Annotated in this window: 15 protein-coding genes; 10 read left to right on the forward strand and 5 right to left on the reverse strand. The window is 69.1% G+C overall.

What is annotated here, in order from left to right; genetic code table 11:
* Nucleotides 1-54: 54 nt before the first annotated feature.
* Nucleotides 55-924 carry a hypothetical protein gene (locus tag OG223_RS17130; RefSeq protein ID WP_329248893.1) on the reverse strand — a complete coding sequence of 290 codons (870 nt, stop codon included), beginning with the start codon at nt 922-924 and terminating at the stop codon, nt 55-57.
* 414 nt (nt 925-1,338) lie between these two features.
* Here OG223_RS17130 and OG223_RS17135 point away from each other — a divergent pair, with 414 nt between their 5' ends.
* Entirely contained in the window at nt 1,339-2,493 is a 1,155-nt protein-coding gene (locus OG223_RS17135; protein ID WP_329265317.1) for a serine hydrolase domain-containing protein, read from the forward strand.
* Between the two features lie 441 nt (nt 2,494-2,934).
* Here OG223_RS17135 and OG223_RS17140 read toward each other — a convergent pair whose 3' ends face one another.
* Nucleotides 2,935-3,933 (reverse strand): NADP-dependent oxidoreductase, encoded by a 999-nt coding sequence (locus OG223_RS17140; RefSeq protein ID WP_329248896.1) that lies wholly within the window; start codon nt 3,931-3,933, stop codon nt 2,935-2,937.
* A 143-nt stretch (nt 3,934-4,076) separates the two neighbouring features.
* Here OG223_RS17140 and OG223_RS17145 point away from each other — a divergent pair, with 143 nt between their 5' ends.
* Nucleotides 4,077-4,514: a MarR family winged helix-turn-helix transcriptional regulator gene (locus OG223_RS17145; protein ID WP_329248899.1), complete on the forward strand. Its 438-nt coding sequence runs from the start codon at nt 4,077-4,079 to the stop codon at nt 4,512-4,514.
* A 73-nt stretch (nt 4,515-4,587) separates the two neighbouring features.
* Here OG223_RS17145 and OG223_RS17150 read toward each other — a convergent pair whose 3' ends face one another.
* Nucleotides 4,588-5,385, reverse strand: a complete 798-nt coding sequence (locus tag OG223_RS17150) for an SCO2400 family protein (protein WP_329248902.1) — start codon at nt 5,383-5,385, stop codon at nt 4,588-4,590.
* 267 nt (nt 5,386-5,652) lie between these two features.
* Between OG223_RS17150 and OG223_RS17155 the strand changes: the two genes are divergently transcribed.
* The 8 genes from OG223_RS17155 to OG223_RS17190 all read left to right on the forward strand — a co-directional run bounded on the left by OG223_RS17155 (nt 5,653) and on the right by OG223_RS17190 (nt 16,217).
* Nucleotides 5,653-6,813 (forward strand): mandelate racemase/muconate lactonizing enzyme family protein, encoded by a 1,161-nt coding sequence (locus OG223_RS17155; protein WP_329248904.1) that lies wholly within the window; start codon nt 5,653-5,655, stop codon nt 6,811-6,813.
* Entirely contained in the window at nt 6,810-7,814 is a 1,005-nt protein-coding gene (locus OG223_RS17160; protein ID WP_329248907.1) for a zinc-dependent alcohol dehydrogenase, read from the forward strand. Before OG223_RS17155 ends, OG223_RS17160 begins: the two co-directional genes overlap by 4 nt.
* Before the next feature lie 121 nt (nt 7,815-7,935).
* A complete protein-coding gene (locus OG223_RS17165; RefSeq protein WP_329248910.1) occupies nt 7,936-8,910 on the forward strand; it encodes a hypothetical protein in 975 nt (324 codons plus the stop codon).
* Nucleotides 8,911-9,120: 210 nt separating this feature from the next.
* Nucleotides 9,121-10,233 carry a multiple monosaccharide ABC transporter substrate-binding protein gene (gene chvE / locus OG223_RS17170; protein WP_329248912.1) on the forward strand — a complete coding sequence of 371 codons (1,113 nt, stop codon included), beginning with the start codon at nt 9,121-9,123 and terminating at the stop codon, nt 10,231-10,233.
* A 44-nt stretch (nt 10,234-10,277) separates the two neighbouring features.
* Nucleotides 10,278-11,828, forward strand: a complete 1,551-nt coding sequence (mmsA, locus tag OG223_RS17175; RefSeq protein WP_329248914.1) for a multiple monosaccharide ABC transporter ATP-binding protein — start codon at nt 10,278-10,280, stop codon at nt 11,826-11,828.
* Nucleotides 11,825-13,069 (forward strand): multiple monosaccharide ABC transporter permease, encoded by a 1,245-nt coding sequence (gene mmsB, locus OG223_RS17180; RefSeq protein ID WP_329248917.1) that lies wholly within the window; start codon nt 11,825-11,827, stop codon nt 13,067-13,069. The genes mmsA and mmsB overlap by 4 nt, the downstream gene beginning before the upstream one ends.
* Before the next feature lie 76 nt (nt 13,070-13,145).
* Complete coding sequence (locus tag OG223_RS17185) at nt 13,146-14,300, forward strand: aldose epimerase family protein (RefSeq protein ID WP_329248920.1); 1,155 nt, start codon at nt 13,146-13,148, stop codon at nt 14,298-14,300.
* Nucleotides 14,301-14,480: 180 nt separating this feature from the next.
* Entirely contained in the window at nt 14,481-16,217 is a 1,737-nt protein-coding gene (locus OG223_RS17190; RefSeq protein ID WP_329248922.1) for a pyridoxal phosphate-dependent aminotransferase, read from the forward strand.
* A gap of 3 nt (nt 16,218-16,220) precedes the next feature.
* On the opposite strand, the gene OG223_RS17195 is transcribed toward OG223_RS17190, so the two are convergent.
* Nucleotides 16,221-16,388 (reverse strand): hypothetical protein, encoded by a 168-nt coding sequence (locus tag OG223_RS17195; protein ID WP_329248925.1) that lies wholly within the window; start codon nt 16,386-16,388, stop codon nt 16,221-16,223.
* An 8-nt stretch (nt 16,389-16,396) separates the two neighbouring features.
* Nucleotides 16,397-22,483 carry a DNRLRE domain-containing protein gene (locus OG223_RS17200; RefSeq protein WP_329248927.1) on the reverse strand — a complete coding sequence of 2,029 codons (6,087 nt, stop codon included), beginning with the start codon at nt 22,481-22,483 and terminating at the stop codon, nt 16,397-16,399.
* Nucleotides 22,484-22,569 lie beyond the last annotated feature (86 nt).

A 22,569-nucleotide genomic window follows, 5' to 3' on the forward strand; every position in this document is an offset into this window, starting at 1 on the left:
GGTGCGCCTCATACGGGGTCGACACCCGTTACGGACCCGTGTTCGACGCAACGGTCAGGCGCTCACGGTGGACACGCCCACCACGACCCCCTGGTCCGCCGCCGGCGCCACCGCCGCCGTCACCCGTACCGCGGTCGCCCGGGCCACCCGGCCCGCGCGGGAGGTCGCCGCGAGGAGGGCGGGCTGGAGCTGTTCCAGGGCGGAGACCAGGAGTTCCTCGCCCGCGACCAGCATCGGGCCGGCCGCCTTCGTGGTCGCCGCCGCGGCCTCCGTGAGGTCGGCGAGGGGCGGCAGGGCGGCCCGGACGACGCCCACGCCCGCCACCGCGGCCCGTTGCGCGAGGGCCACCTGGAAGGGCAGCAGCGGGGCCAGCGCGGCCGTCAACGCCTCGGCGATGCGCCGGAGTTCGGGCGACGCGTCGACGAGGGCGTCGGCGAGCGCCCGGATCAGCGGGGTGAGGGCGAGCACCGTGCCCGCGGCCACGCCCGCCGCCGCGGGCAGCAGCGGGGCGGCCGCCTCGATCAAGTCACCGAGTGCCGTGGTGAATTCCTCGACCGCCGGTTCCACCGCGTCCAGGACGGGCAGCAGGCTGTCGCCGAGGACGGTCAGGAGCGCCTGCGCCGGTGCGCTCACCGGGTGCACGGCCAGCGGGGCGCCGGTCGTGCCGAGCCGGGTCAGGGTGTCGACGATGCGGTAGAACGCCTCCTGGGCCTGCGGCGACGCGCTCGCCTCGGCCAGTTCGGCGGTGGTCTCGCGCAGCACCCGCAGCGCCTCGGCCCCTGAACCGTCGCGTGGATCAAGGGTGTTGATCGCGATCCTGGTGATGTTCCCGGCCGTGTCCAGGAGTTGGCCGGTGATGTCGGTGGTGCTGCGTGCCATGCGCAGCATCTCGTCCCTGCTGGGGAGCGAAGGGATCGTTGCCATGGGAACTCCTCGCCGTGCGCAGTCGTGCCCTGTGCTCAGCATGCCCCTTCCGTGGCCCCGCGAATGCGCCATCCGGGGCATCGGCGCACCGACAACTTCCTGTTCACCGTTGAGTCGAACAGGTGCGGCTCGCCGTACCGATCTCTGGAACCAAAGAGGAGGTACGCGTGCGCACCATTGCCGGAGCCGTCCCCCCGAGACCCGTTCTGATCACCGCCGTCGCCCCGACCACCGCCGCCGGTCCACTCCCGCTCCAGCCTCCCGGCCATCGAATGTCCCCGCGCCCACACCATTGGGGCCGACGCGGCGGGGCGACCCTCGACGGGGGAACTCCCGCAGGTCGGACAGGCGTTGTTCACCATGGCACACACCAGTGACGGCTCACGCGAGCAGCGGATCAGTGGAGGAGAGCAGATGACCCAGGAGATCCACGGCGCCGTAGCCGACGGCTTCGAGCCGGTGCGGGAGGAGTTCGCCGCGTTCGTGGCGACGGAACGCGCCGATTATGAGGGCCAGTTGTGTGCATACGTACATGGCCGACGGGTCGTCGACCTGTGGGCCGGGCCACCCGGCAGCGACGGCGACTCCCTCCATGGCGTGTTCTCGTCCACGAAGGGCGCCGCGCACCTCGTGGTGGCGCTGCTCGTGCAGGACGGCACGCTGGAGCTGGACCGCAAAGTGACGTACTACTGGCCGGAGTTCGCCTCCGAGGGCAAGGGCGCGCTGACGCTGCGCGAACTGCTCGCGCACCGGGCGGGCCTGGTCGGCACGGACACCGGCTTCACTCCCGAGGAGCTGGCCGACGACCGCGCGGTCGCCGAACGCCTGGCCGACCAGCGGCCGTTCTGGCGTCCCGGCACGGCCTTCGGCTATCACGCCCTGGTGATCGGCGCGTTGACCGGCGAGATCGTACGGCGGGCCACGGGCCGTTCGCTTCAGGAGGTGCACGAGGAGAGAGTGCGCGCGCCGTACGGCCTGGACTTCTTCCTCGGCCTGCCGACGGCACACGAGCCCCGGTTCCGCACCGTCCAGCCCTGGTCGCTGACCCCGGAGCAGGAGGCGGAGCTCGCCGCGGAACCGCCCGCCCCGCACAGCCTCTCCGCGATCGCCTACAACGAACACGCGGCCCAGCCGACCGATCTGCCGTCCCTGCCGAACGAGCGGGCGTTCCGGGCGAAGGGTCCGGCGTCCTTCGGCGGGGTGGCGTCGGCGCGCGGTCTGGCCGGCCTGTACGCGGCGGCGATCAGCGTGGTCGAGGACCGCGCCGCGCTGCTCAAGCCGGACACAGTGGCGGAGTTCGGCCAACTCCACTCCGTCGGCTACGACGTGGTGGCCGGCACGCACAAGGCATACGGCCTGGGTTTCCAGGCGACCGCGGCCGCCTGGTACCCGTTCCTGGGCGCCGGCACCATCGGCCACAGCGGCGCGGCGGGCTCCCAGGCCTTCGCCGACCCCCGCAGCGGTCTGGCCTACGGCTACACCAGGCGCCGTTTCACCTACCCCGGCGGAGCGGCCCCCGAGAACACCCGCCTGGCACAAGCGGTCCACAAGGCAACCCTGGCCAACTGACCCAAGGGCACAGCCCCGGCCGACTTACCCAAGGGCGTGGGCCCTGGCCAACGGCAAGGGTCCACCAAGTCGGTCTGTCCCCACGCGTCGGCCGAGAGGGAGCCGTAGGGGCGCGCCGGTGTCGAGAGCCCCAGCGCGCGGAGGCGCGCAGCGCCGAGCACGGTGGGGCTCTCGACACAGCCACGCGCCGGCAGGCGCATATCGAGCACGGCAGCGCCCCGAAGGCGACCGAACCAAAGAAGGTGCGCGCGGGCAACTGGCCAACACCGGCCCAGCTACACGGCACTCTCCCAACACGGGCCCACCCACGCGGCACCTTTCCAACACCGGCCCAGCCCCACAACACCTGACCAACACCGGCCAGCTAAACGGCACTTCCCCAACACCGGCCCAGCAACGCCAAGTACGTCACCACGCCGGTGCCCCAACCACCCGCTCACCTCAAAGCTTGACGATCATCTTCCCCGTGTTGTCCCCCCGCAACTGCCCGAGGAACGCCTCAAGGTTGTTCTCGATCCCCTCGACGACGGTCTCCCGGTACTTCAACTCCCCGGAAGCCACCCACGCCCCGACCTCCCGCACGAACTCCGGCTGAAGGTCGTAGTGATCGCCGACGAGGAACCCCTCGATCCGCCCACGGGTCTGGATGAGACGCCCCAGGTTCTTCGGCCCGGCGACCGGCTCGGTGCTGTTGTAGACCGAGATCATGCCGCAAATGGCAATACGCCCACGCTCGTTGAGCGACCCGATCGCCGCTTCCAGGTGGTCGCCGCCGACATTGTCGAAGTAGACATCGACACCGTCGGGAGCAGCCTCACGGAGCTGCTGACCGACCGGCCCGTTCTTGTAGTTGAAGGCCGCGTCGAAGCCGTACTCCTCCACAAGAAGCTTGACCTTCTCGTCGGACCCGGCGGAGCCGATGACCCGGGACGCGCCCTTGAGCTTGGCGATCTGCCCGACCTGGCTGCCGACGGCACCCGCGGCGCCGGAGACGAAGACCGAGTCGCCCTCCTTGAAGGACGCGGTGCGCAGCAGGCCGGCGTAGGCGGTGAGGCCGGTCATGCCGAGGACGCCGAGGTAGGTGGAGAGCGGGGCGAGGTCGGGGTCGACCTTGACGGCGCCCTTGGCGTCGATGGTCGCGTACTCGCGCCAGCCGCCGAAGTGCAGGACGTGGTCGCCGGCCGCGAAGCCCTCGGCGTTCGACTCGACGATCTCGCCGACCGCGCCGCCCTGCATGACCTTGCCGAGCTCGAAGGGGGCGACGTACGACTTGGCGGCGCTCATGCGGCCGCGCATGTACGGATCGACGGACAGGTACTTGTTCCGCACCAGCACCTGCCCCTCGCCCGGGGTCCGGGTCTCGGTCTCCACCAGGGCGAAGTCCTCGGGCTTCGGCCAGCCGACGGGACGGCTGAGCAGGTGCCATTCGCGGTTGATCATCACAAGCGCCTTCCTGGTGCGGGGTTGTGCGGGCCGTGCGGGGTTGTTCCCATCGCGTCCCATGGTGCCAAATACTTCAGTACCTGAAACAACAATGCTCCTGAATATTTCATGATGTCAAGTAACGGGGTACGCTTGAGGGCATGGCCACACCCGAAAAGACGCGCCGCCTCGACCCCGTGACCATGGAGGTCGTCGAGCTGATCGGCGATGTCGTGTCGCGGTTCTACGCGGACTACGAGGAGGCGGCGGCCGACCACACGCTGACCGGGGCGCAGGCCAGGCTGCTCAGTCTGCTGTCCCTGGAGCCGCTGCCGATGCGCAAGCTGGCGCGAAAGCTGAAGTGCGAGCCGTCGAACGTCACGGGGATCGTGGACCGGCTGGAGGCGCGCGGCCTGGTGGAGCGCCGCCCCGACCCCGCCGACCGACGCGTGAAGCTGGCGGCGGCCACGGACGAGGGACGCCGGGTGGCCCGCAGCCTGCGCGAGTCGCTCCGCTTCGCCCGCGAGCCGCTCGCGGGACTGTCGGACGAGGAGCGGCTGGCGTTGCGGGGGTTGTTGCAGCGGATGCTGGAGGACTGAGCGGGGCGGCTCGGCGGCACCACCACAAGACCGGGCCACTCACAGAACGTGGCGGCTCACAGGACCCTGCGGCTCAGGAACACCACCAGAGAATCTGCTTGCACGTCTCCGAAGGTGACGGTGTCGGGCTCGGGTCCGAGGTCGTCGGGTCCGAGGTGGGGGTGTCCGTCGAGCCCGTCGAGGTGGTGGCCGTCGGGGAGGTGGACGTGTTCACGCCCGTGCCCGTGGTCGCCGACCGGCCCGACTTGCCGAGGTTGCCGTCGCCGTCGTCGGCGGACTTCGACGCCGAGGGAGAGGCCGACGAGGACGCCGAGGGGTCCGGTGACGCCGTGCCCGTGCCGGTGGGGGTGCCGACGGTCTTCGTGACGTCCAGCGGCTCGGCCGTCTCGCTCGCCTCCGCGTCCGCACCACCCTCGGCGGACGCGCCCGGCGCCGCGGATCCCGGGATCGAGAACGGCGCGTCCGTGCCCAGCTCTGCCAGACTCAGGCCGCCCGCCGCCAGTAGGAAACCAGCCGTTATCAGGAGCACCCGGCGACGGCGCCGGCGATGTGCCGCGGCCTTGCGATCGCGACGGCTCGCACCCGCCGTACCGTCCGGGCTCTCGACGTCGCCGGTGTCGCCGGTGTCGCTCTCGTTGTCGACTCCGTGCCCGTGTCCGCGGCTCCTCCGCCGCGCCGCGCGCCCCTGCGGCTCGCCGTGCCCGGTCCCGGCGTCTTCCTCGTGTACGTCGGCGGGCGCGGCCGCGTCGGACGTGTGCGGGTGCGCGCGGGCTCCGCTCAGGTCGGCGTGAGTCGGCTCGGCTGGTGTGCCGCACCCCGGGCACGCGAGGGCGCCGTTCAGGTGTCGGCCGCAGGGGTGGCAGTAGTCCATGACGCCGGAAGACTAAGTTCCTCACAGGTAACGTTCATAGTCACGCCTGTGAAAGTTGTGTGGGGACGTGGCGGGAAACGACAAGAATCGACACGAACCGACGCGGCCGGTCGGCACGTCGATCGGTGCGCCGGTCGCGCCCCTTGCCGAAACCGTTACATGTTCGACCCATTGACACCCCCGCCCCGCCGTCCTTACTGTCTGCCCAGCATTTCGAACGTGAGCCGAGATTTCGAACAGCATCGAAGAGCACAGGGGGCAACTGCCGTGCGCATCACGGGAATCAGTACGCACGTGGTCGGGACGCCATGGCGCAATCTGACGTACGTCCAAGTGCACACTGACGAGGGCGTCACCGGCGTGGGCGAGACCCGGATGCTGGGCCACACCGATGCGCTCATCGGTTACCTGCGCGAGGCCGAGGCAAACCACATTCTCGGTTCGGACCCGTTCGCCGCGGAAGACCTCGTACGCCGGATGAAGTACGGCGACTACGGCCGGGCGGGCGAAATCGTGATGTCCGGCATCGCCGTGATCGAGATGGCGTGCTGGGACATCAAGGGCAAGGCCCTCGGTGTGCCCGTGTGGCAACTGCTCGGCGGCAAGGTCACCGACAAGGTGAAGGCGTACGCGAACGGCTGGTACACCACCGAGCGGACCCCGGAGGCCTATCACAAGGCCGCCCAGGGGGTCGTGGAGCGCGGGTACAAGGCCCTGAAGATCGACCCCTTCGGCACCGGGCACTTCGAACTCGACCACGAGCAGACCCTGTACGCCGTCTCCCTCATCGAGGCCGTGCGGGACGCGATCGGTCCGGACGCCGAGCTGATGCTGGAGATGCATGGCCGGTTCTCGCCGTCGACCGCCGTACGGCTCGCCCGTGAACTCGCGCCGTTCAAGCCCGCGTGGCTGGAGGAGCCGGTTCCGCCGGAGAACCTGAAGGCGCTGGAGAAGGTCGCCGCGAAGGTGGACATGCCGATCGCCACGGGCGAGCGCATCCACGACCGGATCGAGTTCCGCGAGCTGTTCGAGAGCCAGGCCGTCGACATCATCCAGCCCGACGTCGGTCACATCGGCGGTATCTGGGAGACCCGCAAGCTCGCCGCGACCGCCGAGGCGCACTACGTCCTCGTCGCCCCGCACAACGTGGGCGGACCCGTGCTGACCGCCGCCTCGCTCCAAGTCGGCTTCTCCTCCCCGAACTTCAAGATCCTGGAGCACTTCAACGACTTCGCGGACGCCGACATCAAGAAGATCGTCAAGGGCGCCCCGCAGGTGATCGACGGCTACTTCCACCTCTCCGAGGCGCCCGGTCTCGGTGTCGAGCTGGACACCGACGCGGCGGCCGAATTCCCGCAGCAGCAGGCGCGGTTCGACCTCTGGGCGGACGGCTGGGAGCAGCGCAAGCCGAAGGGCACCCAGCAGTGAGCACCGCCGTCGTCATCGCGGCGCCGGGCGAGCACCGGCTCACCCCGCACGAGCCCCGGCGGCCGGACGCGGGCGAGGCGCTGGTGCGTGTCCACGCGGTCGGCATCTGCGGCAGCGACCGCGAGCTGTACCAGGGCAACAGGCCCGAGGGATACGTCCGTTACCCCCTCACCCCGGGCCACGAGTGGTCCGGCACGGTGGAGGCGGTCGGCGCCGGGGTGCCGTCGACTCTGGTCGGCCGCAAGGTCGTTGGCGAGGGCTTCCGCAACTGCCAGGTGTGCGACCGCTGTCACGCGGGCGAGACGACGTTGTGCACGGCGGGCTACGAGGAGACCGGGTTCACCCAGCCCGGCGCGATGGCCACCACCCTCACCCTCCCGGCCCGGCTGCTCCATGTCCTCCCGGACGAGGCCGACTTGACGGCGGCGGCGCTGCTGGAACCGGCGGCCTGCATCGCGGCGGCGGCGCTCAAGGCGAACCCGCGGCCGGGTGAGCGGGTGGCGGTGGTCGGCACCGGCACGCTGGGCATGTTCGCGATCCAGTTCCTCAAGGCGAACTCCCCCGCCGAGCTCCTGGTGGTGGGCTCACGCCCGGACCGGGCGACCCTCTCGGAACAGTTCGGCGCCACGGACTTCCGTACCAAGAACGAACCCCTCCCGGACGACTTCGACGTGGTGATCGAGACCGCCGGCTCCGCGGACGCGGCCCGTACGGCCGCGGCGCTGCTGAGGCGCGGTGGCCGTCTGGTCCTCACCGGCATCCCGGCGCCTGGCGCAAAGGGCCTCGACCCGACCGATCTCGTCGTACGGCAACTGGAGGTGCACACCGTCTTCGGGGCACCGCCGGACGCCTGGGCGCACACGGTGCGGGTGTTCGGGGCCGGGTTGCTCGATCCGCTTCCCCTGGTCACCCATGAGCTGCCGCTCGCCGAGTTCTCGCAGGCCATCGAGCTGGTGGGGTCCGGCGATCCCAAGGTCGGCAAGGTGCTGCTGCGGCCGTAGGGAACCCCAGCCGTACGTCGGCACGGGGTGTCCTGACCACCCCGTGCCGACGTACCACCACAGTCTTTCCGTACCCCGAGCCGCGAACCTCGTCCGAAATACCGAACGCGAAGGACAGCAAGTGACCGACACCGCCACGGCAGCCCGCCGGCCCGGGGAGCAGGCGCTCTCCGCGCTCGGCCTGGGTGCGCCCGCCCTCGACCCCGCCGACGCCTCGCCGCACACCTTCCCCGGCGGCGGTCGCTGGCGCACCGAGGTCCCCTCCTGCGAGGGGCCCGAGGCGCTGGCGGTCATCCTCAAGGAGTCCTCGCGCCTCGACGTGCCGATCCACCGGATCAGCCAGGGCAGTGGCGTGTGGATGCTGACCGACTCCGAGATCACCGAGATGGTCGAGGCGTCCGGTGAACGTGACATCGAGCTGTGCCTGTTCACCGGTCCGCGCGGCACGTGGGACATCGGCGGTTCGGTGCGGTCCGACTCGCGGGGCGGGGGTCTGCGTGCCCGGGGTCATGACGCGGTCGCCGGGTGTGTCGAAGACGCCGTGCGGGCAACGGAGTTGGGGGTCAAGTGCCTGCTCGTCGCCGACGAGGGGGTGCTGTGGACGCTGCACCGGGCGCGGACGGCCGGGATCATTCCGGCCGACACGACGCTGAAGGTGTCGGCGCTGATCGGTCCGGTCAACCCGGCCGCGTACGCGGTGTTCGAGCGGCTCGGCGCCGACTCCCTGAACGTGCCCAGTGATCTGACGCTGGATCACCTCACCGAGATCCGGCGGGTGTCGGCGGCTCCGATGGACATGTACATCGAGGCACCCGACGACCTCGGCGGCTACATCCGGATGTACGAGGTCGCCGAGCTGATCCGGCGCGGCGCCCCGCTGTACCTGAAGTTCGGTCTGTCCAAGGCGCCCGGTATCTACCCGTGGGGCACCCACCTCCGGGACGTCACCCTCGACACGGCGCGCGAGCGGGTACGGCGGGGGCGGCTCGCCCTCGACCTCCTCGCCCGCCACGGCGCGGACGGCGACATGGCTCCGCTGGGCTCCAGGTTGCCCGGGGCGCTGAACCGCTTCCCCACCGAGACTGCCACCGGTTGAGCGTCGGGGACCGCGGGCCGGTCGGTGACTGGTCGCGCAGTTCCCCGCGCCCCTTAGGTAGGACCAGCTCACCCCCTTAGGGGCGCGAGGAACGGCGCGACCAGCCCCCACGCACCCGCACCGCACAACACAACCGAACCACCCCGCATCCGAACCACCCCTACACACTCGCTGCACCTCTCAACGACGAGAAGAATGAGGCAAGTTCACATGCGCATCCGCAGAAGCCGCGCCCTCCCCCTCATAGCCGGCGCCGCCACCCTCGCGCTGACCCTGTCCGCATGCGGGCAGAGCGGTTCGGGCGGCAGCAAGGAGAAGGAGAGCAGCGCCAAGGGCGGCACGATCGGCATCGCGATGCCGACGAAGTCCTCCGCGCGCTGGATCTCCGACGGCGACAACATGGTCAAGGACCTCAAGTCCAAGGGCTACAAGACCAAGCTGGTCTACGGCGAGGACGACCCGGACACCCAGGTCTCCCAGATCGAGAACATGATCACCCAGGGCGTCAAGGGCCTGATCATCGCGGCGATCGACAACAAGTCCCTGAACAACGTGCTCCAGGAGGCCGCGGACGCGAAGATCCCGGTCATCGCCTACGACCGCCTGATCCTCGGCACGAAGAACGTCGACTACTACGCGTCGTTCGACAACACCAAGGTCGGTGTCCTCCAGGCCACTTACATCGTCGAGAAGCTCGGTCTGGACAAGGGCAAGAAGGGCCCGTTCAACATCGAGCTGTTCGCCGGTTCGAACGACGACAACAACACCAAGTACTTCTTCAACGGCGCGATGAGCGTGCTCCAGCCGTACATCGACAAGAAGATACTGGTCGTCAAGTCCGGGCAGACCGCGCTGAACAAGGTCACCACGCTGCGCTGGGACGGCACCAAGGCGCAGAACCGCATGGAGGACATCCTCACCGGCTCCTACAAGACCGGCCGGGTCGACGCGGTGCTCTCGCCCTACGACGGCATCTCCATCGGCATCCTGTCCGCGCTGAAGTCGGACAGCTACGGCTCCGCCGCCAAGCCGCTGCCGGTCGTCACCGGCCAGGACGCCGAGCTGGCCTCGGTGAAGTCGATCATCGCCGGTGAGCAGACGCAGACCGTCTACAAGGACACCCGCGAGCTCGCCAAGGTCGCGGACACCATGATCGACGACGTCCTCAACAAGAAGACGCCGAAGACCAACGACACCAAGACCTACGACAACGGCACCAAGGTCGTCCCCGCCTACCTGCTCCAGCCGGTCAGCGTCGACAAGACCAACTACGAGGACGTGCTGGTCAAGGGCGGCTACTACACGGACGCCCAACTCAAGTAATTCCGCCGCCCTTTGACCACCACACTTGATTGGAAGGCACGACCATGGCGGGACCCGTCCTGGAAATGCGCTCGATCGTCAAGACCTTTCCCGGTGTCAAAGCGCTGTCGGACGTCACATTGACGGTCCGTCAGGGCGAGGTCCACGCCATCTGCGGTGAGAACGGCGCCGGGAAGTCCACCTTGATGAAGGTGCTCTCCGGCGTCCATCCGCACGGCAGTTACTCGGGCGACATCCTCTTCGAAGGGGAGGAGTGCCGCTTCCGTGACATCCGGGCGAGCGAGCATCGCGGCATCGTCATCATCCACCAGGAGCTGGCGCTGGTGCCGTTCCTCTCCATCGCGGAGAACATCTTCCTCGGCAACGAGCACGCCACGCGCGGGCTCATCAACTGGAACGAGACGCTGCGGCACGGCACCGAACTGCTGCGCCGGGTGGGTCTGAGCGACCACCCGGAGACCCGCGTCGCCGACATCGGCGTGGGCAAGCAGCAGCTCGTGGAGATCGCGAAGGCGCTGTCGAAGAAGGTGAAGCTGCTCATCCTGGATGAGCCGACGGCGGCCCTGAACGACGAGGACAGCGGCAAACTCCTCGATCTCATCCTGGAGTTGAAGAAGCAGGGCATCACCTGCATCATCATTTCGCACAAGCTGAACGAGATCCGCAGGGTCGCCGACTCGGTGACGATCCTGCGCGACGGCCGCTCCATCGAGACGCTCGACGTGAAGGCGCCGGAGACGACCGAGGAGCGGATCATCTCCGGCATGGTCGGCCGCGACCTCGACCACCGCTTCCCCGAGCGCACCCCGCACGAGGGCAAGCTGGACGCGGCTCCCGCCCTGGAGATCCGCGGCTGGACCGTGTTCCATCCGATCGACCAGCAGCGCAAGGTAGTTGACGATGTGTCAATAAATGTGCGCAGGGGCGAGATCGTCGGCATCGCCGGACTCATGGGCGCCGGCCGCACCGAACTCGCGATGAGCGTCTTCGGGCGCTCCTACGGCCGCTACGCCGGCGGCACGGTCCTCAAGGACGGCCAGGAGATCCGCACCAAGTCCGTCGCGGAGGCGGTCAAACAGGGCATCGCCTATGTCACCGAGGACCGCAAGCACTACGGCCTCAACCTCATCGACACGATCAACCGGAACATCTCGCTGGCCGCCCTGAACAAGGTCTCCAACCGCGGTGTGGTCGACGAGCAGGAGGAGCGGCAGGTCGCCGAACGGTTCCGCAAGTCGATGAACATCAAGGCGCCGACGGTGTTCGAGCCGGTGGGCAAGCTGTCCGGCGGCAACCAGCAGAAGGTCGTCCTCAGCAAGTGGATCTTCGCTGGTCCCGAGGTGCTGATCCTGGACGAGCCCACCCGAGGCATCGACGTGGGCGCCAAGTACGAGATCTACACGGTCATCGACCAACTCGCCGCCGAGGGCAAGGCGGTGGTCTTCATCTCCTCCGAACTGCCGGAGCTGCTCGGCATGTGCGACCGCATCTACACGATGGCGGCGGGCCGGCTGACCGGTGAGGTGCCCCGGGCCGAGGCCACGCAGGAAGTGCTGATGCGCCAGATGACAAAGGACAAAGAGGTAACGCGATGAGCACGGACGTGACCGCCAAGAGCCCGGCCCCCGCGCCACCGGGCAAGAGCGGATCGGCCGCGGGCGGCAGCCTGTTGTGGCTGGTGCTGGACGGCCTGCGGCGCAACATGCGCCAGTACGGCATGCTGATCGCCCTCGGTCTGATCGTGATCCTCTTCGCGGTCTGGACCGGCGGCGACCTGCTGCTGCCGCGCAACGTCTCCAACCTGGTGCTGCAGAACAGCTACATCCTGATCCTCGCGATCGGCATGATGCTGGTCATCATCGCCGGGCACATCGACCTGTCGGTCGGTTCGCTCACCGCGTTCGTGGGCGCCTTCGCCGCGGTCCTGATGGTCAATCACCAGGTGTCGTGGCCGGTCGCGTTGGTGCTGTGCCTGCTGATGGGCGCGGTGGCGGGCTCGATACAAGGGCTGTTGATCGCCTACGCGGGCATACCGTCCTTCATCGTCACGCTCGCCGGAATGCTGCTCTTCCGCGGCCTCACGGAGATCCTCCTCCAGGGTCAGACGCTGGGCCCCTTCCCCAACGGTCTGCAGAAGTTCGGCAACGGCTTCCTGCCCGCGGTCGGTCCGAACACCAACTACCACAACATCACCCTGCTGTTGGGCCTGGCGATGATCGCCGCGGTGGTGTGGCAGGAGTTCCGCGACCGGCGCCGGCAGCAGGAGTTCTCGCTCGACGTGGCGCCGACGAAGCTGTTCCTCCTCAAGCTCGTCGTCATCGTCGCCGCGATCCTCTGGCTCACCATGCTGCTCGCCAGCTACAACGGCGCGCCGATCATCCTGATCGTCCTCGCCGTCCTGGTGGCCGGCTACGGCTATGTGATGCGCAACTCCGTCTTCGGCCGCCACATCTACGCGATCGGCGGCAATCTGCCGGCCGCGAAGCTGTCCGGCGTCAAGGACAAGCGCGTCACCTTCCAGGTGTTCCTGAACATGGGCGTGCTCGCGGCCCTGGCGGGTCTGGTCATCACCGCCCGCCTCAACGCGGCCTCGCCGAAGGCCGGCGACGGCTACGAACTGGAGGCCATCGCCTCCTCGTTCATCGGTGGCGCGTCCATGAGCGGCGGTGTCGGCACCGTCTTCGGCGCCATCATCGGCGGTCTGGTCCTCGGCGTGCTGAACAACGGCATGAACCTCCTCAGCGTCGGCACCGACTGGCAGAAGGTCATCAAGGGCCTCGCCCTGCTGGCCGCGGTCGGCTTCGACGTGTGGAACAAACGCAAGTCCGGATCGTAACTTCAGCCCGGGCCCCGTCTGTTGACTGTCTTTCGCACAGCACGGCGGGGCCCCTTCCATGTGCAGGAGCCGCTCAATGGAACTGAACAGACGCACGGTCATTGCAGGCGCGGCGGCAGCGGGTATCGCCGCGAGCGCACTCGGTACGGGTACGGCACAGGCAGCCTCGGGAGGCAAGAAGCCCGTGAAGGAACTCTTCGGCACCCTCGCCGACGGGAGCAAGGTCTACCGCTGGTCGCTGGAGAACGGCGGCACCCGACTCAAGGTGCTGTCGTGGGGCGGAGTCGTCCAGTCCCTCGAACTCCCGGACCGGCACGGCAAATACGCCAACGTCTCCCTCGGCTTCGACAACATCGCCGACTACGTGGCGAAGACCCCGTACTTCGGCGCGCTGATCGGCCGCTACGGCAACCGCATCGCCAAGGGCCAGTTCACCCTGGACGGCAAGAGCTACCAGCTCTCCGTCAACGACGGGGTCAACAGCCTGCACGGCGGCACCCAGGGCTTCGACAAGCACATCTGGGACGTCGAGGGCTTCACCTCCGGCTCCGACGTCGGCCTGCACCTCTACTACACCAGCGTCGACGGCGAGATGGGCTACCCGGGCACCCTCAAGGTGAAGGTGACGTACACGCTCAACAAGCACGGCGACTGGCGCATCGACTACGAGGCCACCACCGACAAGGCCACGGTCCTCAACCTGACCAGCCACGTCTACTGGAACCTCGCCGGCGAGGGCAGCGGCACGATCGAGAACCACCAGCTCACGATCCCCGCCTCCCGCTACACGCCGACCGACTCGGGGCTGATCCCCACGGGCGAACTGGCCAAGGTCTCCGCCACCCCCTTCGACTTCCGCAAGACCAAGCCGATCGGCCGCGACATCCGGGCCGGCCACGTCCAGCAGGTGCAGGCCAAGGGCTTCGACCACAACTGGGCCCTCGACAAGGGCATCACCGCGAAGCCCGAGCACGCCGCGACTCTGCACGACCCGCACTCCGGCCGCACCCTGAAGATCGCCACCGACCAGCCGGGGCTGCAGTTCTACACCGGCAACTTCCTCGACGGCACTCTCACAGGTACCGGCGGCCACACCTACCGCCAGGGCGACGCGCTCTGCCTGGAGACCCAGCACTTCCCGGACTCGCCGAACCACGCGAACTTCCCGTCGACGGTGCTGCGGCCTGGTCAGACGTACAAGACGTCGACGATCCACACCTTCAGCGCCTGACGCCTCACGGCTGACGCGTAGTTCGGACCCGGGGTTCCCGAACTCACACCATTTTCACATCCGTTGAACAGTGCCACACCCGTCTCCGTATTGATGGGTGGCCCGTGCTCCCCCGCGCGGGCCACCCAAGACGACGGGCCCGGTCGTCCCCGCCGGGCCCGCCTTCATACGGAGGTTCCATTGGCCGACTCCAACGTCACCTCGCTGTTCCGCAGTACGGCGGCGCACAGCCCGTCGATGGCAGCGCTGGCGCGTGAGAGCGACGGCACCGGCCCCGTGGACTTCTGTATCCCGTGCAATCCGTACTTCCCCACCCCCGCCATGTTCGACGACATGGCGGCGCGGCTGCGCGAGATCATCACGTACTACCCGAGCAGCGCCGACACCATCACGGCCGAGCTCTGCAATCTGCTCCAACTCCCGCCGAGCTGCGTCGCGATGGGCAACGGTTCCACCGAACTGATCACCTGGATCGACCACTTGATGGTCCGCGAGTCCCTCGCCATCCCCGTCCCCACCTTCGGCCGCTGGACCGACCAGCCCATGGAGACCGGCAAGCGGGTCGACATGTTCCCGCTCCAGGAGTCCAACGGCTTCGTCCTGGACCTCACGCAGTACGCCGAGTTCATCCGCAAGCGCAACACCAAGGTCGCCGTCATCTGCAACCCGAACAACCCCGACGGCGGCTTCCTGCACAAGCAGGCGCTGGTGCAGTTCATGGACGCGATGGCCGACCTGGACCTCATCGTCATCGACGAGTCGTTCCTGGAGTTCGCCGACGCGGAGGTCGAACCCAGCGTCGTACAGGAGGCGATGCTCCGCCCCAACGTGGTCGTCCTGCGCAGCCTCGGCAAGAACTTCGGGCTGCACGGCATACGGTTCGGCTACCTCGTCGCGAACCCGGCCCTGGCCGGCCGCATCCGCTCGATGCTCCCGAAGTGGAACCTCAACGCCTTCGCGGAACACGTGGTGTTCATCCTCAAGGAGCACGGCGCGGAGTACGCGCAGAGCCTCCAGCAGGTGCGCCGCGACCGGCTCGACATGGCGAGCCATCTCTCCGCGCTGCCCGGTCTGACGGTCTATCCGTCGCAGGGCAACTTCCTCTTCGTGCGCCTCCCCGTGGGCGCCGAAGGCACCGTGGTCCGGGACCGGATGCTCACCGAGCACCGCATCCTGGTCCGCGAGTGCGGCAACAAGATCGGTTCGTCCAGCCGCTTCCTGCGGCTCGTGGTGCGCCCCCAGACGGACGTGCGTCGCCTGGTGACCGGCCTGGAACAGGTGCTCTACGGGACCAGGAGGGGAGCCGCCGTGCCCGAGCTGGGTACAGGGACCAACTACAGCTCGGGTACGGCGGCCGTGGATCGCCTGGTCGGTGCGACGAACGGGGCGGGGATGCAGAACCTCGCCGCGCAGGCGCTCGGCACGGGTACGTCGGGCATCGGCATGCCGATGCCGGCCGCGGCCCAGATGCAGCCCCAGCCGGTACCGATGCAGGTGCCCCAGCCCCAACAGCCGCAGCCCCAGCCGCAGTTCCAGCCGATGGTGGCCGCCGCGCAGGTGCAGCAGATGCCGATGACCGGCATGACCGGCATGACCGACCAGCAGTCGAACGGGGTCGGGATGCCCATGCAGGCCGTCGCGCAGATGCCGCAGCAGATGGCACAGGTACCGCAGCAGATGCCACAGCAGATGCCCCAACAGCAGCAGCCCTACGGCGCCCCCGCACCCGCCCCGGCACCCATGCCCCCGCAGGGCCCGACCCCCACCGGCGTCCCCGCCCGCAACGGCCTCACGGCCGCGCAGGTACGGGGCGCCACCAGCCCCAACGGCATGCAGAACCTGGCGCCCGCGCCCGCGACCGGTTGGCCGAACGCGCAGAGCTGGCCCAATGCCGCGGGGATGGGACAGGCCGGCTAGTCGCTACGGCTTGCGTCGGCGTGGGAGGCGCCTCCAAAGGAAGGTGACCGCCGAGACCAGGAGGGTCACGAGGAAGCTGTCTCCCATGCCGCCCCTCCAGCGCTCGCCCTTGGTGGAGTCCTGGTCCCAGAGGCCAGGGCTGTCGCCGGTTTCTTTCTCGGCCTTGGCCATGGAGTTCCTCAGCACTTCTTGATCGAGCGGTAGTAGAACGGGATCACACTGTCGACGTGGGTCCAGTACCAGGTCACCGTCTTGTTCACCTTGACCGTCTTGCACTTGAGGTCCTTGGCGTAGGCGATGTCGGCCCGCACGGTGCGCTTCTTCTTCGTGCAGTTCGTGTACTTGATCTGGTCGGAGTGCTGCGCGCTGACCTTGTTGCCCACCACCATGTAGAAAATGGGCCCTTCGAGCAGTTTGCCCGAGCAGTACCGCTTTCTGCCATCGAGGTCGAGGTAGCTCACGGGGTTGGCGCCCACGTAGTCGTACGCGCTGGCGCTGCCCCCGTACACCGGGTCGACCTGGAGGAAGCGTCCCGTGGCGGAGTAGTACAGCCGGACGCCCATCAGGGTCATGCCGCTCGCCGAGGAGTGGCCGCGCTGGTAGGCGCCGAGCCAGCCGTAGGTCGCGGCGGCCCCGGCGGCGTCGAGGGCGACGCCGTACTCGTCCCAGTGCTGCGTCACCACGGACGCGGTGGTGTCCAGGGGAAGCTGCACGGCGATGTCACCGTGCAGGTTGGCGAGCTGGAGAACCGCAGCGCCGGTGGCCGAGGTGGTGGCCGCCAGACCGCCGGTGGCGTCCTGCACGGTCCGGCCGACCGAGCCGTTCGTGTCCGTCCAGGCGGAACTGTCGCAGTCGCAGCCGTAGTGCTGGACGACACCGCCGGCGGCGGTCCAGTCACCGGCGGCGTTCTGGGTCTGGAAGGACTCGGCCGCGAGCCGGCCGGCCGCGTCCAGGGACCACAGGCTGCGGGACGAACCCACCGTCTCGCTGCGCACCAGGTCGTTGGTGAAGTACGTCAGCGTGCTGTCACCGGCGGTGGTGGTGCGCCCCAGCGCGTCGTAGACGTAGCCGGCGCCCACGATCCGGTCGGCGGCGTCGTAGGTGTACGACGTGCTGGTGGACGTGGCGTCGGAGGTGCTGCTGTCGCAGTCGTCCGTCGTCGTCTTGAGCGAGGTGCGGTTGCTGTCGGAGTCCAGGCCGTAGGCGCGGGACACGCACCCGGTGCTCGTGGCGTCGGTGGCGCCGACGAGACGGTCCCGGCTGTCGTAGGTGTAGTCGGTCTGGGTGGTCGAGCCGTCGGTCTGGGTGTGGCCGGCCTGCTGACCGGCCACGGTGAACTCGGCGGCGTCGGCGAGGACCGTGGTGCCGTCGGCGGCGGTGTACTCCTTCGCGGTCTGGTGTCCGGCCGGGTCGACGGTCAGCGCGAGGCCGTAGCCGCCGGGCAGCGTCTCCGTGGCCAGGACGCCGTCGGCGTCGTAGGCGGCGGTGAAGGTGCCGGCGACCGAGTCGGTGACCGTCCTGACCAGCCCTCGGGTGTCGTAGGCGTAGGCGACCGTGGACGGCGCCGAGTCGGACCGCTTCACCGCGCGGCCCAGGACGTCGTAGCTGGTCGTCGTGGTGTTCCCGGTGCCGTCGGCGTACTTGGTGCGCCGGCCCAGAGTGTCGTAGCCGTACGTGATGGTCTGGCTGTTCGACGTCTGGGTGGCGAGCCTGCCGCTGTCCTTGGCGTACGTGTACTCGGTGGCGGGGGTCTTCTCCCCGGCACCGCCGGTGATCTCGGCCTTGACGGCCCGGCCCGCGGTGTCGGCGGTCACCGTGGTGGTGCGCGTGACGCCGTTGGCCGATTCGGTGGTGGTCGCGGCGTGGCCCCAGCGGTCGTAGGTGTAGACCGTGGTGACCAGTTCGGCCGGGTTGGTCCCGCTGACCGTGCCCGCGGGCGCGGTACGGCAGAGCAGTCCGGCCCATTCGACCGAGCCGCAGGTGCCGGTGGCGGACGCGCTGTAGTACGTGTACGTCACCGCGCCGGCGTCCGAGCCGGACGAGCCGGTGGTGCGGGTGGTGGCGATGCGCCCGGCGTCGTCGTACGTCGTGACGCGGGCCGCGCTGTCACCGCCGCCCTCGGTCGCCTTCTCCTGGCCGGTGGACCAGTCGTAGGTGGTCGTGGTCGTGGTGGTGTCGGCGTCGGTGGCGTAGCCGGTGATCGCCGCACCGGTCACGGTGGAGGTGACCAGGCCGGACACCGCCGCGTCGCCGGGACGGTTCCCGTCGTAGGTGTACGCCGTGTGCGCGCGGGCCTGGGTCACCGAACCGGCGGCCAGCGTGGACTCCGCGGTGGAGCCGGTGAGTTCCTTGGTGAGGGTCACCTCGTGCAGCGGGCCGTACTCGTCGGTCGGGCGCTCGCCGTCGGCCGAGTACTCCGAGACGGTGGCCAGCAGCCGCGCCCGGTCGGCGGTGGACAGGTCGGTCAGACCGAGTTCGGCCAGTTTGTCGGCCGAGCCGCCGAGCGCCAACTCCCGGTTGGCGGCGGTGAGTTCGGTGATCTCGTTGCCGTAGGTGTCGTACTCGGTCGTGGTGATCGAGCCACCGGGCCCGGCCGTGTTGACCGTACGGCCGTTGGCGTCGATGTAGGTGACGGTGGCACGGTCGTAGGCGGACGACGTGAGGTCGCCGCCCGTGCTGGAGGAGGGGACGCTGTCCGCCGGGAAGACGGCGGTGGCGTCGGTGGGTGCCTCGTCCTGCGCCCAGGTGGCGACCGTGGTGGCGTTCATCTGGTCGGGGGCGGTGGTGCCGGAGAGCGGGACGTCGTAGACGACGGTGGTGGCCGCCGTGCCGGACGTGGTGTTGTCCGAACCCTCCGCCAGGGCCGGGCGGGACGCCTTGAGCAGCATGCCCGTGCCCGCCGTGAGGGCGGAGCCGGCCTTGCCGTAGGTGAAGGTCCAGGGCAGCTCACCCGCCGGGGTGAGGGTGGCGACGCGGCCGTCCGGGTCGTAGGTGTACGCGGTCTTCAGCGCGGGGCTGACGCGCGGGTCCCAGACCTGGCGGAGCGTGCCGGAGGCGCCGTACGCGTAGGACGAGACGGTCTCGGCGGTGGCGGTGGCGGCACCCGGGGTGGTCGCCCACAGCTTGACCGCCTTGACCTGGCCCTTGTAGTCGCCGAGCGCGGAGTCGGTGGCCGTGGTGGTGTCCGCGTAGACGAACTCCAGGACCCGGCAGCCCTTCGTGCCGGGATCGGCCTGGCAGGTCGTGGCCTTGACCGCGCCGGTCGGGGAGATCACGTACTTCGGGCGGGCCAGCGTCTTGCCGCCGACCGTGACGGTGTCCGAGACGGCGGTGACGGTGGAGTCGTCCACGGCGGAGGCCGAGGAGTAGAGCGTCCAAGTCGTCGCTGTGTCAGCCGCCTTGGCGAACACCGTGGTGCTCGCGTCGGTGTCGGTGAGCGTGAACTTCGAGCCGGACAGCGTGCCGCTCAGGGTCAGGTCCTCGGCACCGCTCTGCGGCTTCCAGGCACTGCCCGAGGCCGCGGTGAACGCGATGGACGAACCGTCGGCGGTCAGCAACTCGACCGAGGTGTCGGAGGTCTTGCGGAGCTGCGTGTAGTCGCCGGCCTCACCGGTGACGGCGGAAGTCCAGCCGGGGCCGAAGATCTGCGCCTGGCCCTCGGTGTCGGTGGAGTTGGCGCGTGAGGAGTACGTCCGCTCCACGCTCGCGTCGAACGCGGTCGCGTCGGTGGCGTCCAGCGTGTAGTCGCCGGTCAGTTCGTTGACGGAGCCGGGTCCGACCTCGGCGCTCGGCGCGGTGCCCGCGTCGCGGTCGAGGGTGGCCTCGACGGTCTGCGAGTAACCGGTGGTCGTGCCGTCGGTGAAGGCGGCACGGAGCTGGATCGCACCGTCCTCGGAGAGTGAACTGACCGTGTTCCAGACCACCTTGGTGGCCGTGCCGGAGCTGACGGCGACCGGCCAGGCGGAGACGGCCGCGCCGGAGGCGGTGACGTCACCGACCGGGACGGTGTGCCAGGTGTCGGTCTCGCCGCGCCGGTACTGCCAGGTCACGCCGGTGTAGGTCGTGAGCCCCTTGGCGGCGAGGGTCAGGCGGCGGGCGGTCGTGTCTCCACTCGAAGGGGAGAGGATCGCCGCGCCGTCCGCGCCAACGCCGAAGCTGTAGGCGGTAGTTGCCGCGGAGAGGTTGCCGCCCGAGTCGATGGTACGGGCGTACAGCGTGTGCCAGCCGTTGGCCGGGTCGACGGAGACGGTGGCGGCGTCGCCGCCGTTGCCGTTGGTGGTGTCGAGCTTCTTGTTCGGGACGCTGCTGTTGTCCAGCCCCCAGTAGTAGCCCGCGCCGTCCGTGGAGGAGGTGTCGATGGTGCAGGTGTCGGCGGCGCCGGCCTTGGCCGTCCAGCCGTTCTGGGTGTACGTGGCACAGGTGACGGTCGGTGCGACGGGCAGGCCGGTGTTCATCACGAACGTGGTGTAGCCGGTCCAACTGCCGTAGTCCGTACCGTCGTAGGCCCGCACCCGGTACCGCAGATGCACACCCGCCGGAATGGCGGACGCGGACGGGATCGCGAGCTTCGCCGTCGCACCGGAGGCGACCGAGGCCGAAGTCCCCGTGTACGTGTACGTGGTGTCCGCGTACGCCGGGTCCGCCGTGACCTCGAACTGCCCCTTCGTGGCCGACCCGTCGGAGTCGGTGACCTTCGCCGAGAGAGTCGGGGTCAGCGAGGTGACATACCGCTTCCCGTTGTAGGCGTTGACCTGTGACGGGGCGATCGCGAGTGAACTCGGCGTCGAGGGATACGAGTTGTACGTCACCGTCAGGTGCGGCTCGGTCGAGCCGTCGCCGGAGACGTAGTTGGCGGAGCGGAAGCGCCGCCAGGTCAGCGAGTCCGTCTCGCTCGCGCCGGCCACGCGCAGGCCGTAATTGGTCGAACCGTCGGCCCAGGCCTGCACGATGGCGTCGATGTCGAAGTTCATCGTGCCCGCGGGGCAGGAGGTGCTGTAGCCCAGCGCGGCGGTGTTGGTCACCGCGCCGGTGGCCGTGGTGGTGGGCTGGGCGGCCCAGGTGATGTCCGACGACGACCAGGTGGACGTGATGCGCCGCACCTGGGTGCCCGCGCCGGTGGTGGCACAGGTCGAGGCGTAGTACGAGTACAGGGCGAGGTTCGTGTCGGTGATGTGCTTGCCGACGAACTTCGACACGTCGAACTTCAGATACGAGCGGGCCTTCGTGGTCCCCGCGTCGTACGTGCCCGACTTCAGCTCCGTCGAGGAGACCTGGGAGTCGGTGTAGTTGGTGGCCACCCAGGTGTCCGTCGTCACCGCGAGGGTGGAGGTGGGGTCGACGGTGACCGGGTAGGTCAGCTTCTGCTTGAAGTAGTCCGCGTCCGGGGTCAGGACCAGGGTCTGGGTGCCGTTGTCGGCGGTCTCCACCTTCGTGGCAACCTTCGCCTGGTGCTCGGACTCGCCGGAGGCCTTGTTCTTGGAGGAGTCCCACATCATCGGCGCGGGGGCTTCCGCCACCAACTTGCCGGCGGTGTCCTTCAGGAGCAGGTGTCCCGAGGCAGCCTGGGACAGTTCAAGTCCCTTGAGGGCGACGGGTATTCGGTACTCGAGCTGTCCGCCCGGCGCCTTGTCCAGCACCACGTTCTGGCTGAACCCCTGCGAGAGGGCGGTCACCGTCAGGGTCTGGCCGTCGCCCAGGGCGTAGGAGGCGGTGTCGTCCTTGATCTCCGGTGCGGGCAGCGTGTCGTCCCAGCCGAGGCCGAACGACTTCTTCCCCTTGGACACGGAGGCCAGCGCGGTGTCGCCGCCGTCCGACACCTTGATGTCGGCGGCCGCGACGTTCGGCTCCAGGGACGAACCGGCGTCGGACAGCGAGGTGTCGATGCCGTGCCACTTGCCGTCGACCTTCGTACGGATCGGTCCGGCGTACGTGGAGGTCTGCAGTTCACCGGACGGCAGCGCGTAGGTCGTGGAGTCGGCCGTGCGCTCCGACGTCACCTCGATCTTCCGGTCCTGAAGGCGGGCCATGAGCAGCGCCGCGTCCACCGAACCCGCCGTCGAGGCAGCCGACTTGGTGTCCGAAACGGCGGCCACGGAGGCCGTTGCATCGGTTCCGGTCGCGAAGGCGAGGTCGGTGGTCAGCGACATGAGGGCCGCTTCGGCCGCCAGCACCGTGGCGACCGCCAGAGCGGTACGTCGGGACGGGACACGAGCCCGTCCGGCCCGCCCCCCGGAGCGCGGAAAAACGCGTCTCCCCTTGAACTTCATCCCATCTCCTGTGATCACACGGCGGCGCACCACGCGCCACCGGAGCGGTGATCATAAGGTCGGAATTCGATGAAGAAATTGCAATG

Origin of the sequence: Streptomyces sp. NBC_01478, from assembly GCF_036227225.1 — a bacterium.
In the GTDB taxonomy this organism is placed as follows: Bacteria; Actinomycetota; Actinomycetes; order Streptomycetales; family Streptomycetaceae; genus Streptomyces.